Annotated in this window: 18 protein-coding genes and 1 riboswitch; of the genes, 5 read left to right on the forward strand and 13 right to left on the reverse strand. The window is 66.0% G+C overall.

Translation table 11 applies throughout. The features are described 5' to 3' along the window. Positions 1 to 19 precede the first annotated feature (19 nt). Positions 20 to 787 (reverse strand): glutaredoxin family protein, encoded by a 768-nt coding sequence (locus MHZ35_RS02560; protein WP_125960891.1) that lies wholly within the window; start codon positions 785 to 787, stop codon positions 20 to 22. A gap of 63 nt (positions 788 to 850) precedes the next feature. On the opposite strand from MHZ35_RS02560, the gene MHZ35_RS02565 reads away from it, so the two are divergent. Beyond that, on the forward strand, positions 851 to 1,255 hold the full coding sequence (locus MHZ35_RS02565; RefSeq protein ID WP_017980772.1) for a MerR family transcriptional regulator: 405 nt from the start codon (positions 851 to 853) through the stop codon (positions 1,253 to 1,255). Here MHZ35_RS02565 and dmeF read toward each other — a convergent pair. The 6 genes from dmeF to MHZ35_RS02595 form a co-directional block, all read right to left on the reverse strand. Further along, entirely contained in the window at positions 1,252 to 2,196 is a 945-nt protein-coding gene (dmeF, locus tag MHZ35_RS02570; protein WP_017980771.1) for a CDF family Co(II)/Ni(II) efflux transporter DmeF, read from the reverse strand. The two genes, MHZ35_RS02565 and dmeF, sit on opposite strands and share 4 nt — an antisense overlap. A 10-nt stretch (positions 2,197 to 2,206) precedes the next feature. Continuing rightward, positions 2,207 to 2,482, reverse strand: coding sequence for a metal/formaldehyde-sensitive transcriptional repressor (locus MHZ35_RS02575; RefSeq protein ID WP_081609170.1), 276 nt, complete (start codon positions 2,480 to 2,482; stop codon positions 2,207 to 2,209). A gap of 134 nt (positions 2,483 to 2,616) precedes the next feature. Next, positions 2,617 to 3,099 carry a hypothetical protein gene (locus tag MHZ35_RS02580; RefSeq protein WP_125960890.1) on the reverse strand — a complete coding sequence of 161 codons (483 nt, stop codon included), beginning with the start codon at positions 3,097 to 3,099 and terminating at the stop codon, positions 2,617 to 2,619. A 12-nt stretch (positions 3,100 to 3,111) separates the two neighbouring features. After that, on the reverse strand, positions 3,112 to 4,347 hold the full coding sequence (locus MHZ35_RS02585) for a molybdopterin-dependent oxidoreductase (protein ID WP_125960889.1): 1,236 nt from the start codon (positions 4,345 to 4,347) through the stop codon (positions 3,112 to 3,114). An 89-nt stretch (positions 4,348 to 4,436) separates the two neighbouring features. Continuing rightward, positions 4,437 to 5,588, reverse strand: coding sequence for a TDT family transporter (locus MHZ35_RS02590; protein ID WP_125960888.1), 1,152 nt, complete (start codon positions 5,586 to 5,588; stop codon positions 4,437 to 4,439). Continuing rightward, the gene (locus tag MHZ35_RS02595; RefSeq protein ID WP_058733710.1) at positions 5,585 to 6,457 is read right to left on the reverse strand and encodes a LysR family transcriptional regulator; all 873 of its coding nucleotides are present in this window, start codon (positions 6,455 to 6,457) and stop codon (positions 5,585 to 5,587) included. The genes MHZ35_RS02590 and MHZ35_RS02595 overlap by 4 nt, the downstream gene beginning before the upstream one ends. 146 nt (positions 6,458 to 6,603) lie before the next feature. On the opposite strand from MHZ35_RS02595, the gene MHZ35_RS02600 reads away from it, so the two are divergent. Then, entirely contained in the window at positions 6,604 to 7,671 is a 1,068-nt protein-coding gene (locus tag MHZ35_RS02600) for a molybdopterin-dependent oxidoreductase (RefSeq protein WP_058733711.1), read from the forward strand. After that, positions 7,668 to 8,180 (forward strand): MgtC/SapB family protein, encoded by a 513-nt coding sequence (locus MHZ35_RS02605; RefSeq protein WP_058733712.1) that lies wholly within the window; start codon positions 7,668 to 7,670, stop codon positions 8,178 to 8,180. Before MHZ35_RS02600 ends, MHZ35_RS02605 begins: the two co-directional genes overlap by 4 nt. 51 nt (positions 8,181 to 8,231) lie before the next feature. Here the strand turns inward: MHZ35_RS02605 and MHZ35_RS02610 are convergent, their stop codons facing one another. The 4 genes from MHZ35_RS02610 to MHZ35_RS02625 are packed head-to-tail and all read right to left on the reverse strand — an operon-like array spanning position 8,232 to position 11,316. Next, complete coding sequence (locus MHZ35_RS02610) at positions 8,232 to 9,002, reverse strand: anti-sigma factor family protein (RefSeq protein WP_007406229.1); 771 nt, start codon at positions 9,000 to 9,002, stop codon at positions 8,232 to 8,234. Beyond that, positions 8,999 to 9,508, reverse strand: coding sequence for an RNA polymerase sigma factor (locus MHZ35_RS02615; RefSeq protein WP_007406239.1), 510 nt, complete (start codon positions 9,506 to 9,508; stop codon positions 8,999 to 9,001). Before MHZ35_RS02615 ends, MHZ35_RS02610 begins: the two co-directional genes overlap by 4 nt. Position 9,509: 1 nt before the next feature. Further along, on the reverse strand, positions 9,510 to 10,949 hold the full coding sequence (locus MHZ35_RS02620) for a YncE family protein (RefSeq protein ID WP_007406255.1): 1,440 nt from the start codon (positions 10,947 to 10,949) through the stop codon (positions 9,510 to 9,512). Between the two features lies 1 nt (position 10,950). Further along, on the reverse strand, positions 10,951 to 11,316 hold the full coding sequence (locus MHZ35_RS02625; RefSeq protein WP_219994278.1) for a DUF305 domain-containing protein: 366 nt from the start codon (positions 11,314 to 11,316) through the stop codon (positions 10,951 to 10,953). Positions 11,317 to 11,479: 163 nt separating this feature from the next. Further along, positions 11,480 to 11,556, forward strand: a riboswitch (Fluoride riboswitch). Positions 11,557 to 11,579: 23 nt separating this feature from the next. On the opposite strand from MHZ35_RS02625, the gene MHZ35_RS02630 reads away from it, so the two are divergent. After that, on the forward strand, positions 11,580 to 12,938 hold the full coding sequence (locus MHZ35_RS02630) for a voltage-gated chloride channel family protein (protein WP_239434239.1): 1,359 nt from the start codon (positions 11,580 to 11,582) through the stop codon (positions 12,936 to 12,938). Next, a complete protein-coding gene (locus MHZ35_RS02635; RefSeq protein ID WP_204200589.1) occupies positions 12,895 to 13,347 on the forward strand; it encodes a DUF190 domain-containing protein in 453 nt (150 codons plus the stop codon). Before MHZ35_RS02630 ends, MHZ35_RS02635 begins: the two co-directional genes overlap by 44 nt. A gap of 383 nt (positions 13,348 to 13,730) precedes the next feature. Here MHZ35_RS02635 and MHZ35_RS02640 read toward each other — a convergent pair whose 3' ends face one another. Then, a complete protein-coding gene (locus tag MHZ35_RS02640) occupies positions 13,731 to 15,242 on the reverse strand; it encodes a M56 family metallopeptidase (RefSeq protein WP_239434241.1) in 1,512 nt (503 codons plus the stop codon). After that, a complete protein-coding gene (locus MHZ35_RS02645) occupies positions 15,239 to 15,607 on the reverse strand; it encodes a BlaI/MecI/CopY family transcriptional regulator (protein ID WP_125961135.1) in 369 nt (122 codons plus the stop codon). Before MHZ35_RS02645 ends, MHZ35_RS02640 begins: the two co-directional genes overlap by 4 nt. Positions 15,608 to 15,660: the final 53 nt, after the last annotated feature.

Consider the following 15,660-nt stretch of genomic DNA (forward strand, 5'->3'; position numbering starts at 1 on the left):
ACGCGTGCCGACCTTCGCGTCAGTGCGCCATCGCCAGCACGGGCGGCGCAGCGATCATCCACAGCGCCATCGCGACCATCATCAGGTTTTCGGTGAGCGAGATGAAGCCGAGCGGCACGTTGCTGTCCCCGCCCACGCACGCGCATTTCAGCTCACGCTTGTCGATGTAGACGGCCTTGAACACCGACACCGCGCCGATCGTACCGATAACGAGCGCGACGGGCACCGACAGCCAGGTCAACGCGCCGGCTGCCATCAGGACGCCCGCCGCTCCTTCCGCGTAGGGATAGACATAGGAATAGGGCACCCAGCGCTTCGCGAGCAGATCGTAGTTGAGGAACATGCTCGAGAAGCTCTCGACGTTCTGGAGCTTGAGCATCGCCAGAGCGCACATCGAGAACGCGATGAACCATTCACCCGCCCGCACCGTGAAGGGCGTGCCGAGTACCGCATAGCTGGCGGCGAGCGCCATCAGCGCCGTCATCGCGAACACGGCAATCACCGGGCGATAGGTGACGGCCTTGGGGTCGCGGACCATCTTGCCGAAGAAGCGGCGCAGATCGTCATAGCCGCCGACCCGCTCCCCGGCGATAAAGATCTGCGGGGTCGTCTTGACGCCGTGCGTCGCCTTGAAAGCGTCGGTTTCTTCCCGCGTCATCAGCCAATGGTCATCGACCGCATAGCCTTCCCGGCGCAGAAGATCCTTCGCCTTCAGCCCGAAAGGGCAGGTATGTTCCGGCATCACCATCCGGTAGATCGTCGCCTGTTTGGCGGGGGCGCTCGCCATGCCGCTTCTCCAATATCCTCGCCCCGCCTATATAGGGTCCGTACCATAGTACGGAGTCAAGGCATGACCGGCATGACGATCGCGGCGCTCGCGCGCGAGGGCGGCGTCGGCGTCGAAACGGTGCGCTACTATCAGCGTCGCGGTTTGCTGGACGAGCCAGACCGGCCGACCGGGGCTGGCGCCGGAGGCGGCATCCGGCGCTACGGCACCGATGACGCCCGCCGCCTTCGCTTCATCCGCTCGGCGCAGGCAGCCGGTTTCACGCTCGAGCAGATCGGTGAGCTTCTGGCGCTGGATGCGACCGACGATCGCGCCCGCGCGCGCCAGCTCGCGGGCGAGCGCATTGCCGAACTGGATGCGAAGATCGAGGAGCTTGAGCGGGTGCGCGCCTCGCTTCGCCGGCTCGCACATGAATGCGGGTCAGGAGCGGAGGGACCATGCCCGATCCTGACCGCCTTCGAGGGCTAGCGGCACTCGACGGTCAGGTGCGCGATTTCATGAACCGGTGCGAGGCGGGCGCGGATATCGTCGCCGGTCACGCCCTGCCCGCCTACGACGCTGACGATCGCGGCGTGGGCTTCCGGACCGACGCGCCAGACATGAAGATCGGTGATACGCGCGTCGCCTGGCGCCTCGACCAACTCGCGCACTTCCTCCTCTACATGATGATCGGTCGCATCGAGCAACACGGACGCCGTGTCGCGCATCAGCGTCCATGACCAGCGCGCGATGACGATCGCACCGACGATGCCCATCACCGGATCCATCCACACCCAGCCGAGATAGCGGCCCGCCAGCAGCGCGGCGATGGCGAGAACCGAGGTGAGCGCGTCGGCCAGGACATGGACATAGGCGGAGCGCATGTTGTTGTCACCGCCATGCGCGCCGTGCGCATGCCCGTGCCCGTGATGGTGGTCATGCCCGTGATGATGGTCGTGCCCGTGATGGTGCCCGCCCGAGAGCAGGAAGGCGCAGGCGATGTTCACGCCCAGACCGACCACCGCGATGAGCGTCGCTTCCCCGAATGCGACCGTGATCGGCTGAAACAGGCGAAGGATGGACTCGACACCGATCCCGAGCGCGATCAGGCCCAGCACCATCGCCGACGCGAACCCGGCCAGGTCGCCGACCTTGCCCGTGCCGAAGCTATAGGCCCGGCTGGAGGCATGGCGCTTGGCATAGGCGTAAGCGGCCGCGGCGACCCCGAGCGCGCCCGCGTGTGTCGCCATGTGAAAGCCATCGGCGAGCAGCGCCATCGAGCCGGTCAGATAACCGGCGATGATCTCCACCACCATCATCCCGGCGGTAAGCGCCACGACCCACAGGGTCCGGCGGGCATTGTCGTCGTGCGCCGCGCCCAGGAATACATGGTCGTGCGTGAAGGCGTCGATTTCGGGCAAAGCCGCCATGAAAAGCGTCCTATTTGGCGTAGCGGCGGATCACCGCCAGCAGTTCTTCGGCACCTGCCGCCCGCTCGGCATCATCGAGGCCGGGCCGCGACACATGCGCTTCGAGGTGTTCGGCGATAATCTCGTCCATGAGGCCATTCACCGCCCCGCGCACGGCGGCAACCAGATGGAGCACGTCGGAACACGACGAGTCCGATTGAAGTGCTCGCTCGACCGCGCCGACTTGTCCGGCGATGCGACGAACGCGGGCGACCAGATCGACATTGGTTTGAGACAAATGTGACATAGGATACCCCCCTAGCCTATAGGCCAGTAAACAGCAAGTCGGTGTCAAAACCGTCCGTGGCTGTTGAAAAAGTCCTACTGAAGGCTGCCGATCGTCTGTCGAAATCGCCTTTTTAGGTTATGCGAGAGGTTTGCTTATCCGGTTCCACCTGAGACATCAGGAGCCACCTTGGGGTCGGGATCCTGTGCCTTGCCGGTTGCGGGTGCCGCTTTCTGGCTCGGCATAGCGATGAGATAAGCAACGATCGCGTCGACGTCCTTTTCGGCCACCGGCGCCTTGTACACCTCACGCATCTTGGTGACGGTCGCCTTCCACTGATCCACCGATAGCGCAGGCTGAGTTAGCGCCATGCTGGCCGAGTGGCACGAAGTGCAGTTGGCGTTGATGACGTCGGCGTGCGGACCATCGGGGTAGGTAGCGTCATCGACCGGCAGGTCGACGCTGGTCGAGGCGAGCGAAAAGCCGCGGGCTGAGACGCTGGTGGGCGGTGCCGGCTCGGATGTCTCGGAGATCGGGGCAGGCGCCTTGCGGCTGCTCGGCGCCCCGATCGAGACGAGGATAATGCCGGTCAGGCCGATCAGGCCAGCAGCCATGATGCCGGGAGACGGGGTCTTCATGCTACTCGCTCCTCAGGCCGCGATGATGGTGGTGGTCTCGATATTGCCGCGCATGAACCCGCCCGGGTTCCAGATCGGCTTCATCGGCTGGGCGACACCGTTGGTGTTCCAGCAGCGCACCATGATCGGGTTGGCACCGCGTCGCAGCGGCACGCGACCATCCCACCGACGGAAGCTGTACCTGCCCTCGTCCGCTCCGAGCGTCGTCCTGTACCAGGTGCGGCCTCCGTCCGACGACACATCGACCTTGGCGACGCCGCAGTCGCCGCCCATCGCGATGCCGCCGACCGGGATCGATGCCTCATAGGCTATCGTCTGGCCATCGGGCAGGCTGGTCATCCAGCTGCGCGGGATCATGCGGTTGATGGGGACAGTCGGGAAGTCTCTGGCGCCGGGCGCGACATTCGCGCCCGGCGTCGCGGGGATCTTGTAGGCCTTGGCCATCCAATACTGGTCGTCGGGGCCGGGCAGTACCTCGATCGAGTTCAGCATCTTGACCCAATAGGTCGAGTACCAGCCCGGCACGATCAGCCGGCAGGGAAAGCCATTGAGGAGCGGCAGCTGCTCGCCGTTCATGCCGAAGGCGATCATCACTTCGCCGTCGCGGGCATGGTCGATGTCGAGCGCCTTCTCAAAGTCAGGGGCGCCCGCCACGACCGGTTGATCGAGCGCACCGAAGCGCACCTGCACCGCGCCTGTCTTGACCCCGGCGAGGTCGAGCACGTCGCGCAGGCGCACACCGAGCCATTTGGCATTGCCCATCGCGCCGTTGCCCCATTGCGCGCCGGCAACACGTGGCTGGAACAGCCCACGGCTGTTTCCCGAGCATTGGTTGACCGCCGCCATCTCGACCCGCGGCAGGCGCAGCAGCTGGGCGAGGCTGATCGACAGCGGTCGGTTGACGTGGCCGAAGACGTTGAGGCGGAAAGTCTCGACATCGATCGAGGTCGGGATGTCGGCCCAGTGCCAGCGGACGAAGAACTGGTCGTTGGGCGTGAACACCGACTTGTCGAACACGTCCATCGGCGTTTCCAGCAAGGGCGGATGGACACGCTGGAGGATCATGCTGCCCTTGCCGGGAAAGGCGCTGGTCATCGGCCGTTCGGCATTGCCGCCAGGCAGCTTCAGGTCGACGAGCTGCTGCGCCAGTGCCGGCGCGGCGGCAAGGCCGGCGGTACCGAGCGCGGCATGCCTGAGAAAGCGGCGACGGCTGGTCTCACTCGCCAGTCCGGCGTCGAAATTGTACATGACAAGGCTCTCCTGTGGCCAGCCACGCTGGCGGATCGAAGGGGCGTTTCGCAAGTGATCGGACCGACTGATCCGATCATCATGGCGGATCAGTTCGGGGTGGCGATGCAGGGTGAGACGAACAGGTTGCCGCGCCATGCGCCGGCCAGCGTCTTGGCGCCGACGAGCAGCCACATCGCCGCAAGCGCAACCGTCAGCACCGTGCCGACGAAACCGAAGAAACCGAGGTTCAGCGTCGTGCCTAGGCGGAAGGTGGCGACGGTGTAGACGCCGAGCGGAAAGGTATAGCCCCACCAGCCCAGGTTGAACGGGACGCCGGCGCGCCAGTAGCGGATGGTGATAAGCGTCGCGAGCGCCAGCCACCACAGGCCGAAGCCCCACAGGCAGAGTCCGGCCACAACGCCGATCCCTTCCGCGACGGTACCGACACCGGCCAGCCCGTGCGCCGCGAGGATCGCCGGCGCGTCCGCCCCGAGCACCAGCATGCCCAGAGCACCCGTGCCGATCGGTCCCAGCGCCAGCCAGGAGGATGCCGCCATGCTTTCATGCGGCAACTTATGGAGTGCCATGCGCAGGATGAGGATGGCGAGGATGCCAAACGCGACCGGCACCGAATAGGCCCACAGCACATAGGAGGTCGCAAGCGTGACTAGCTGCGCGTGGGGATCGGCCAGATGCGGCGCGAGCAGCCCGCCGCTGGCACCCGCCACTTCGGCAGCGACGACCGGCAGCAGCCATACCGCGGTCATGCCGTCCAGGCTATGCTCGTGGCGGGTGAACATCAGGTACGGGATCAGCACGCCGCAGGCGAGCGACATGGCGACGTCGATCCACCACAAGACCTGCGCGACCGGTACGATGCCATTCCCGAACCGCGCGATGCCGAAGGCGAGGCAGCCGTTGATGATTGTCGCCAGCCCCATCGGGATGGTCCCGATGAACATCGACACGGTGTTGTGCCCGAAGATGCGCCGCGCCTCATGCCCGAACATCACCCAGCGCGCGCCATAGAGGCCGGCGAACAGCGCGAAGAGTGCGATGTTGAAGAACCACAACACCTCGCCGAATGGCTTCAGCGAGGGTCCAATGCCGGGTACCTGCGGCAGTGCGAGCGCGAGGATGCCCGTGCCCATCGTCGCGGCGAACCAGTTGGGCGTGAACTGGCGGATCATCTCGCGGGGGTGATCGAGCCGGCTGAGCGGCTTGAGGCCGCTCAGAACGGAGTGCGTGTCGGCAGTCATGCGACCTGCTCCTTGATGAGGTCCGTCAGCGCGTCGGCCGCGCGGGTGCGATAGCGTTCCTTGTGGCGCAGCGCGTGAAAGGCGCGGTCGGGCAGCCCGAGCGGCAGCTCGACAAGGTCACCGGCCTTGAGCGCACGAGCTACGACCAATCGCGACAAGACGGCAACGCCGGCACCGGCCTCGACCGCGGTACGCACCGCCTCGTTGGACGGCAGCGTCATCGCTATCGTCAGCTGGGCCGGATCAAACCCGCGCGTTCGCAGCACGTCCTCGAAGGTCGAGCGCGTACCGGATCCCAGCTCACGGACGATCCAGCGTTCAGTGCGCAGCCAGGCCTCGTCGACACGTTCGGCGTCCTCGCGGCCGACCAGCACCATCGGATCACGCCCGACAGTCCAGTGGGCGAGTGCCGGTTCGTCCACCTCGCCCTCGACAAAGCCGAGTTCCGCCGCGCCGCTCAGGACCTGCGCTGCCGCACCTTCGGTGTTGTCGATCGCGAGCTCAACCGCGATCTGCGGGTGGCGTTCGTGGAAGGCGGCGAGCTTTGCCGGCAACCAGTAGCTCGCGATCGTCTGGCTGGCGACGATCCGCAATGAACCACGGGCAAGCCCGGCATAGTCCGCCAGCATCGTCTCGGCATGCGCTGCCCGCCCCAGCACCGCGCGCGCTTCCTCCAGAAAGCCGCGGCCTGCTTCGGTCAGCTGGATGCCACGCCCGACGCGGTGAAACAGAGGAACCCCGTAGCGCGCTTCGAGGGCAGCAATCGCGCCGGAGGCAGCAGACTGCGTGACGTTCAGCACCTCCGCTGCCTTGGTGACGTGTTCGCGCTCCGCGACACCGACGAATATTCTGAGCTGCTCCAGGGTCATGCAGCTTATATCGCGCAATCTGATCGATACGACCAACCGTTTGATCTGCTCATTCCAATCTGGATATCGGAACGATCGGCAGCCTTTCGTCTGTGATGGTCTTGAAGACTTGAAGCGATCCGCGCGCTTGCGGCGTTTGTTCGTCCATGACCGATATGATCGAGCGCAAATCCGATCCCTACAACGCCGAGCCGACGCCCAGTGCGTTGATCGAGCGGTTCCTGACGCCGCAGGCGCTGTTCTACGTGCGCAGCCACGGGCCAGTGCCGGATCTGCCCGCCAATCATCGGATCGAGGTGAGCGGGACGGGCATGGCGAGCCGCTCTTTCTCGGTAGAGGAACTGAAAGCTACGTTCCCCACGCGGACGGTGACGGCAGTTCTCCAGTGCGCCGGCAACCGGCGCACTGACCTCCAGCAGGTCGGAAAAACGTCGGGTGATCCTTGGGATGTCGGCGCGATCGGCAATGCAGAGTGGACCGGCGTACGCCTGGCCGATGTGCTCGATGCGGTCGGCGCACCTGATGCGTCCGACCTGTTCGTGGCGTTCACCGGCGCGGACGAGGTGGACGTGGAGGGCGAGGAAGCCTTGTTCGGGGTATCGATCGCCATGAGCAAGGCGCGGCAGCCCGACGTCCTCCTCGTCTGGGCGATGAACGGCGAGCCGCTGACGCCCGAACACGGCGCACCGCTCCGCATGGTGGTGCCGGGCTATGCCGGCGTGCGCAGCGCCAAATGGCTGACACGGATCGAGGTGCGAGACATGCCTTCCGACGCACCGATCCAGGCGCACGACTACAAGCTGTTTCCCGCCGATGTGACGAGCGACACCGTCGACTGGAGCCGGGGTCTGACCATCAATGCCATGCCGCTCAACGCCGCGATCTGCGTGCCCGGCTCTGGCGAAAGCCTGCCGGCCGGGGAGGTGCGGATCGAGGGCTATGCCATCGCCTATGATCGCCGCGTCTCTCGGGTCGAAGTGTCGGTAAACGGTGGTCGCGAGTGGCAACAGGCGACGTTCGCCGATGATCCGGAGACGCACTGGGGTTGGCGGCGCTGGACCCTCGACGCCACGCTTGCCAAAGGTCGCCAGCACCTTGTCGTGCGCGCCTTCGACGGGGCTGGACAGGGACAGCCCGAACGGCCGGACACGATGTGGAACTTCGCCGGATATCTGTGCACCGCCTGGCATCACGTCCACGTGCTGGTCGAATGATCGAAGCGTCAGCGGCATCGGACATCGGCTTCTGGATCGATGCGATCGGGCGGCTGGTGGTGGCGACCGCGGCCGGGATGGTGCTCGGCTGGGAACGCTCGCGCGAGAACCGGCAGATCATGGGCTTGCGAACGCTGGGTCTGGTCGGTCTGGCGAGCTGCATCGCCGTGCAGGCGGTCGTGCATAGTGGCCTGCCAAATGTAAACGCCGACGCCGCAGGACGGGCGATGCAGGGCATTCTGACAGGCGTCGGTTTCATCGGTGCCGGCGCGGTGCTGCGGGTCGGCCAGGGTCAGGAAGTGCATGGATTGGCGACCGCCGCGTGCATCTGGGTGACGGCCACGATCGGCGCGGCAGCGGGGTTGGCAGTGTGGCCGCTCATCATCGGCGGGGTGAGCCTTGCAATGCTCGTCCTGTTCGTCGGTGCGCCGCTGGAACGCCGCATCCGCGAGCGGGCTCGCCGGACGCCGGCCGAGGCCGACAGGAAGGACGTCGAGCGCAAGCCGTGATCCCGCTGGATCGCCCGGTGCCTGTCGGCGTCGGGAAGCGGCAAGGTGCAATCAGGACACCAGCGCCGCATCGGCCTGGCGCCGGACCTCGTCGGCGATCGGATGCAACTCGGCCGCGGGTCGCTCGCCCACCACACTATAGCCGATCCCATCAACCGCCCATGTGACCCGGCCCATGGTCCCGCTGGACGTGCTGGTCATGCTCGCGGTCTTGTCGATCTGCATGGGCCTCGTCAGCACCGCAAGTTTCGACGCTTGCGGTCCGTCGTAGAGGAGCAGTGCCGCAGGGCCGTGGGGCGTCGCGACCAGTCGCCCCCCGCCATAGCGATAGCCGGCCGTGCTGAGGTCCGGGATCGTGACGCGCTCACCCAATCGAGCGGAGGTCCATCGGATCAGCATGGCGCGCTGGTCGGGGCCGATCTCCGCCGGTCGTATCCGGTCGGCGGCATAGACACGGAAATTATCACTCGCCTCGTTGGCCAGCGCCGCGATGCCCGCGCGGGGTTCGCCGCTCCACCGCGCGCTCGACCAGCCACCGCCAAACCCCAACGCCAGCAGAAGTGACGCGGCGATGGCGAGCTGCCAACGCGGTTGCCGTTGCCGTCCCCTGATCGCTGCCACGCGCATCGTCGCCGGGATCGGTTCATCCGCGACGGGGGCGAACAGGGATGCAAGGGCTCGCGCCTGCTCCGCCTGCTCTCGCACACGGGCATGCACGTCCGGCTGGCCTTCAAGATAGGCGTCGACCAGGCGCTGCCGCTCGGGCGACAGCCTGCCATCGATCCATGCGGCCAGATCGTCCTCGCCGATCGGGCTGGTCATTGCACGCTCCTCAATCGCGGCCGTTCACCCTCCCGGAGGAGGGTCGCCAGACGGTCGCGCCCCCGCGATATGCGCGACATTACCGTGCCCAGCGGCACGCCGACTACGGCAGCGACCTCCGCATAGGGCAGGCCCTCGACCGAGACCAGGAGCAGCACCGTTCGCTGTTCTTCAGGCAACGCATCAAGCGCGCGCAGCAGGTCGCGGTGGTGCAGGCCTGTGTCCTGATCGGCCGGGCGGCCGAGCGCGGCGTCGTCCACGAGGTGGAGCGGAACCGCCGTACCTCGCCGGCTATGCTGCCGCTGATGATCGACCAACAAATTGTGCAGGATCGCATAGACCCACGGGCGGACCTCCGCACCCCGTCGCTGTCGCCAGCGCCCGACCGCGCGCTCCAGGCAATCCTGCACCACGTCATCCGCCATCACCCGGTCGCGCAACCACGACCGGGCATAGCGGCGCAGCCCGGGGATCAGCGGTTCGATCGCGGCGGCAAGCGGGTCCATCTCAGTCGCGCTGCACCTGCACGATGCGCCCCGGCGCGCCGTTCACCACCTCCGCAACCGCCAGAAAGCGCCGGGGTGTCGCGGTGCTGCCCTGAACGATCTGGCGGATCGGACCCGATGCGTTGACGATCGCCGCACCTGCCGGGTTGCTCATGAAGTTCGCAAGCGGCTCTACAGCGCCGCTGCCGTCCGCATTGGCGGTCAGTACGAGCATGTAAGGCTTCTTGGGCTGCAAACCGGTAACGGCACTCTGCACGACCTGAATGATGCCCTGGTCGAAGAGGGTGATGCTGCTTGCCGTACCTTTGCCGCCAATCGGCCCCATGGTCAGATGCAGCGCCTTGCCCGCTGTGCCGAGCGGCTGGAGATTGTCGGTGCCGGGGCCTGTCGGAACTGCGTTCGACACATAGGCGATCGCCTGCGGTGCCTGTCCGACCGGCACGGTAGCGACGACCGTGTTGCCGGCAGTGTCGATCGCGGCCAGCTCATCGGAATTCTCTAGCCCGACATAAACGCGCCGGCCGTCGCCCGATGGCCAAACACCGTGCGGCATCTTGCCGACCGGAATTGTTGCCACCGGCGTGAAGTCGGACGTGCGGAACACCTTGACCACATTCTCTCCGCCGACCGTCACATACGCGAACTGCCCCTTGGCCGTGCGGGCGAAATTGACATGGTTCGTGATAGGCCCGGTATCCAGCACCTTCAGGATCGCGAAGGGTGGCCGAGCATCGAATGCGACCGTCTTGCCGATGTCCTTCAGCGTAAACCACACTTGCTTGCCGTCCGGCGTCGCGGCGATGTTGGGGCAGAAGGGGCTTGGCTGCGCCACCTGTCCGACCTGCGCGTGGGTCGCGACATCGAACACAGCCAATACCGGATTGAACGAAGAGCAGACATAGCCGTACCGGCCATCGGGAGAGAAGATCGTCATGCCCGGACCACCGGGCGTCTTGATGCGCCCCGTCTCCTTGTACGTCGTGGGGTCGAGCACGGCGATATAATCCTCGCCGCGGACCGTGACCCACACCTCCTTGCCGTCCGGCGTGAAGAACGCCTCGTGCGGACTGCGCCCGACATAGGTCGTGTGCTTGACGGTGTTGGTGGCGGTGTCGATCCACGACACGGCGTTCGATCCGATCGACACGACCGCCAAGGTCTTCCCGTCCGGCGAGAAGCCCAGGCCGTGAACCAGCACCTGTCCCTTGTAGAGCGGGGAGAAGTTCATCGGCTGGGGATCGCCGAGTTTGATGACGCCGAGCAGCCGGTTGTCGGCCGGGTCGGTCACCGACACCGTGTTGGAGAATTGTTCAGACGCATAGACGCGGTCGCGGTGGCTGACGGGCATGTCCTTAGCGTTCCACGGCGCCTGCTGGGCCATGGCGAGGCCCGGTGCGGCGCTCATCAGCAAGGCGGCCGAGCGCAGGATGGTCCGGATCATGTCAGTGCTCCATAGGGCTATGGTGGTCGCCGCCCTGCGTCGGGGCTGGCGTCGAAGGCGGTAGCGGCTGGCCGATCGCCAGCTTCATGGCGGCGATCTCCTGCTGCTGATCGATGATGATTTCCTGCGCGATGCGCTTGAGCTGCTCGTTATGGCCGTAGCGCAGCTCCGCCACCGCCATATCGATGGCACCCTGATGATGCGGAAGCATCATCGCCACGAAGTCGCGGTCGACGTCACCGGACGGCTTGACCATCATGCCCGCCATCATCCGGTCCATCGCGACAGACATCATGGTAGCGTAGCCATCGGCGGGGGCGGCCGCGACTGCGCCGGTAAGTAGGGCCGAAGCCGTCAGACCCAGCATCCAATCTCGTCTACGCATAAGCCTCCAGCGCATCGGTCTCGAAAGCGTAGACGATGCTCGTCGGGGTTTATTCCGTGGCCAAAGCCATTTTATCGGTCCTCACCAAAACGATAGTCTCATGCTTCTGCGGTTGGTTGACCGGGTCGCGGTCGGACAGCATATGCGCAGGCACGGCGATGGATTTCCGCCGGGCCATTCGGTCGAACCGCCCTCGCAAGGGCCGATGATTCCTACCAGGCGCCGCAAGGCAGCAAGGAGGAATCGTGCGCGCGACATTTCGCAATCTCTATGACCAGTTCAACATGGCAGCGTTCATTCGCGATCGCCGCACCCATGCCACGTCGGTACTGCGGTGGGCTTTGATCCTGGTCCCGATGGCCGCAGCGGTGGGAACGCTCTGCGCGGCCTTCCTGCGGAGCCTCGACGCCGTAACCCGGCTTCGCTTCGCCTTTCCCTGGCTGCTCTACCTGCTGCCGATCGGCGGGTTCGTGGTCGGACTGCTCTACCATCTGACAGGGCGCTCGGTCGAAGGCGGCAACAACCTCATCGTCGAGCAAATCCACGAACCGGGGGGCGGCGTGCCGCTGCGCATGGCTCCGCTCATCTTCTTCGGCACGGTCGTGACACATCTGTTCGGGGGATCGGCGGGACGTGAAGGCACCGCCGTGCAGTTGGGCGGCAGTCTTGCCAGCGGGTTTGGACGCGCGCTCAGATTGGATGCGGAAGCGACACGCACCCTCCTTATGACCGGGATCGCGGCTGGGTTCGGCGCGGTCTTCGGGACGCCGATTGCGGGCGCGGTCTTTGCACTGGAGGTGCTGGCGATCGGTCGGGTCGAGTATCGCGCGCTGGTGCCATGCCTGGTCGCGGCGCTGGTCGGTGACTGGACCTGTCTTGCCTGGGGCATTCATCACGGCGTCTACCATGTCGATGCGCTGGTGCCGGTCGACGCGCTGCTCGTCGCCAAGGCCGGTGTCGCCGGCATTGCCTTCGGTCTGACCGGGCTGACCTTTGCCGAGGCCAATCACGCGCTGGGCGGATGGTTGAAGCGCGTGATCCCCTATGGCCCACTACGACCCGTTATCGGCGGGCTGGCCGTGATTGCGCTGGTCTGGCTGCTCGGAACCCGCGACTATCGTGGCCTGGGTACGCTCGCCGCGACACCGGACAGCCTGACCATCGCCAGCTTCTTTGGTCCCGATACGCACTCGTGGAGCTGGGCGCTGAAGCTGCTCTTTACCGTCGTGACCCTGAGCGCGGGCTTCAAGGGGGGCGAGGTCACGCCGCTGTTCTTTATCGGCGCGGCGCTCGGCAATGCGCTCGCGCCGATGTTCGGAGTACCGTCGGGGCTATTCGCAGCGATCGGCTTCGTCGCGCTGTTCGCGGGCGCGGCCAACACACCGCTGGCTTGCACGTTCATGGGGATCGAGTTGTTCGGCGCGGCCTATGCGGTGCCGATCGCAGTCGCGTGCTTCGTCGCCTACCTCTGCTCAGGCCACAACGGCATCTACCTGTCGCAGCGCGTCGCTGTGCCAAAGGTACCTGCCGCACACCTCACACCCGACGCGACCCTGCGCGATGCCCGCACGCACCGCGCTTCTCGCCGGCGCACGCGCGCCTGATCCTGTTTCCTGTCGAAAGCCCGTCATGCCCAATCGTTTCACCGTCCATCACCGCGAAGTCGGGATGCTGCGCATCTATCTGAAACCGTCCGACAAGATCGGCCCGCGTCGCTTCTGGGGGGCAAAGCCGCTCTATCGCGAGCTGATTCGCACCGCGAAGGCGGACGGCATCATCAACGCCGTCGCGCAAAATACCCATTACGGCTTCAGCAATCACGAACCGATCCGGGAGAACGGCTCGGAAATTGCCGATCCGCATCTGACGATCTGTGTCGAACTGGTCGGCGATCGCGATCAGCTCGACCTCTTCTGTCGCCGGCATGGAGATCTGATCGGCGACAAGGTGATCGTCTACAAACGACTGGAGCATTGGACTATCACGCGCAAAACTGAGCTAACCAGAGCCTGATCGGCGTTCCCGTAAAGGAACGGCCAGCGAGACAGCCGGGGAGTCTGCGCCGATCGCGCGCGTCGCGACTCCCCGGTTTCCCAAAATCTGTTCCCGAATGGGTTTTCCCAAAACGGCCCGTTGAAGATGGAGAAACGGGACGCTCCACAAACGTAGGTATGTGTGACGGAGCGCCTGTCCGCCTCGATCGGCATCGAACGTTGTCACCTAACCCGTCACACGATCTATGCACCCTAATCGGTCCCGGCTCGGGGCGGAATGACACGCTAAGGACCGATCCTTAGCGTACGATTTTGACCATTTTCTCACCGGACCCCTACCGGGTCCCTGTCGCCTCCCGGTCTGCGCGCCAGCTCCGCAGACCGGTTGCTGGACCGAAAGGGTCAGTCGGCGTCTGGGTGGGCGATCTGGTGCTCCAACTCCGCAATGCTCTCGTCGATATCGGCGAGCGCTTCTCTGCGGTCATCCCCTGAAAGGCTGGGGTTGCTGGCAAGGGTGGCGCGGGTGCCGCGCAGCCCCACCAGCGCGCTGGTGAGCGCCGTGCGCTGGATCGCGGCGACGTCGATGCTGGCCGCGGTTTGAGCCGAGGCGGCCGCGGCGCTGGCCTGTGCCGCGCTTGCAGTGGCGGCCTGTACCGTGGCGTTGATGCGGTCGCTGCACACCACCATCACCGTGTGATCGCCTTGGCGACGATTGATGACATAGGCGCCGGGCTGCCCCTCGCTGCCGCAATTCTCCTGCGTCACCGGCTCGTCCATGTGGACGCCCCGGAGGGCGGTTACGACGATGGGCGCTTGCGGGGCAACGGGCGCTGCGGGCGGGGCGGGAGGCATCGGCGCACCTGGGGCGCCGGCCGGTGCAGCCGGGGCTGGCGGCGCGGCCGGGACCACCGTCTGGAGGAGGTGCGGCGCGGGAAGCTCGATGCGGGTGATGTCGATGCCGGTCGTATGGCTCACGCGGGTGCGCAGCGTCTCTGCGGCGTGAGTCCCCGAGGCGGTGAGCCCCAGTGCGCCCATCGCGATGCCGGCGATGCCAACGGAGCCTGTCACGCGACGGAACGGCGAAACGCTGCGGTGCTTGGACAACATCTTCAGTCTCCCCTTGATCTCGTTGACGGTGTGGAGGTGGCAGGCAGCCGAGACGGCGCCGCCGTGCGCGGACTTCACGATCGCGCGGCCATAGGCATAGCGGACGCCCGGGCGGGCGCGGGCGAGGACCATCGCATCGCAGGCCATCTCCTGGTCGGCACGAAAGGCACGAAAGGCGCGCCAGGCGATCGGATTGAACCAGTGGCAGGCGAGCACCGCGAGCGCGATCCAGTTCGCCAGCAGGTCGCCGCGGGCGTGGTGGCCCAGCTCATGCGCGAGCGCGAGCGTGCGCTCCTGGTCGTCGTAGCGTTCGGCGAAGTCGCGGGGGAAGGCGACGTAGCGGCGCCACACCCCGAAGGCGAGCGGGCCCGAGGCAGCGTCCGTCTCGAATACCCGCACCTTTCCTTGTGCGACGTCATAGCCGCGCCCGGAGGCGAGCACGCGCCGGCAGAACTGGGCATGGCGCACCACGTGCCAGCAGAAGAAGAAGGCAGCCCCGACGAACCAGAACAGCACGGCCAGGCCCGGCACATCGGCCATGCCCCAGCCCTGCGGCACCGCGGGGATCGTCGCCACCGGCTGCATCAGCATCAGGGTTCCCGGCGGGATCGGGGCGCCGATCGGGCTGGTCTCCACCAGTCGCAATGGCGAGGGCAGCGGCGGCAGGGCCATGCGGAGCGCGGGCAACAGCCACAGCGCATAAGCGACACTCGGGCCAAAGGCGCGGCGGGTGGGCCCGCGCAGCACCAGCACCAGCAGCATCAGCAACGTCGACGCGATCAGCGTCTCTACCGCCCATCCAATCATTGCTTGAGCTCCTTGAGTAAGGACTCGATCTCCTCGATTTCGCGGCTGCTGAGCTGATCGCGACGCGCGAGGTGCGCCACCAGGGGTGTAAGGCTGCCGCCGAACAGACGGTCGATCAGCCGCTGCGACTCACCCACGACATAGTCCTCGCGGGCGACGAGCGGTCGGTAGCGATAGCGGCGACCGTCCTCTTCGTGCGCGACGGCTTCCTTCGCGAGCAGGCGGCCGAGGAGCGTCTTCACGGTGTTCGCGCTCCAGGCGCGATCTTCCGGCACGCGTTCGACCACCTCCTGGGCGGTGAGCGGGCTCTCGTCCCACAGCACCTCCATCACGACATGTTCGGCATCACTGATCCGTTCGGGCATTACGCGACTCCTGACTACGCATGTAGTCTGCCCATTTACACCTGTAGTCAATA

The organism is Sphingomonas sp. ACRSK (assembly GCF_022346685.1).
In the GTDB taxonomy this organism is placed as follows: domain Bacteria; phylum Pseudomonadota; class Alphaproteobacteria; order Sphingomonadales; family Sphingomonadaceae; genus Sphingomonas; species Sphingomonas molluscorum.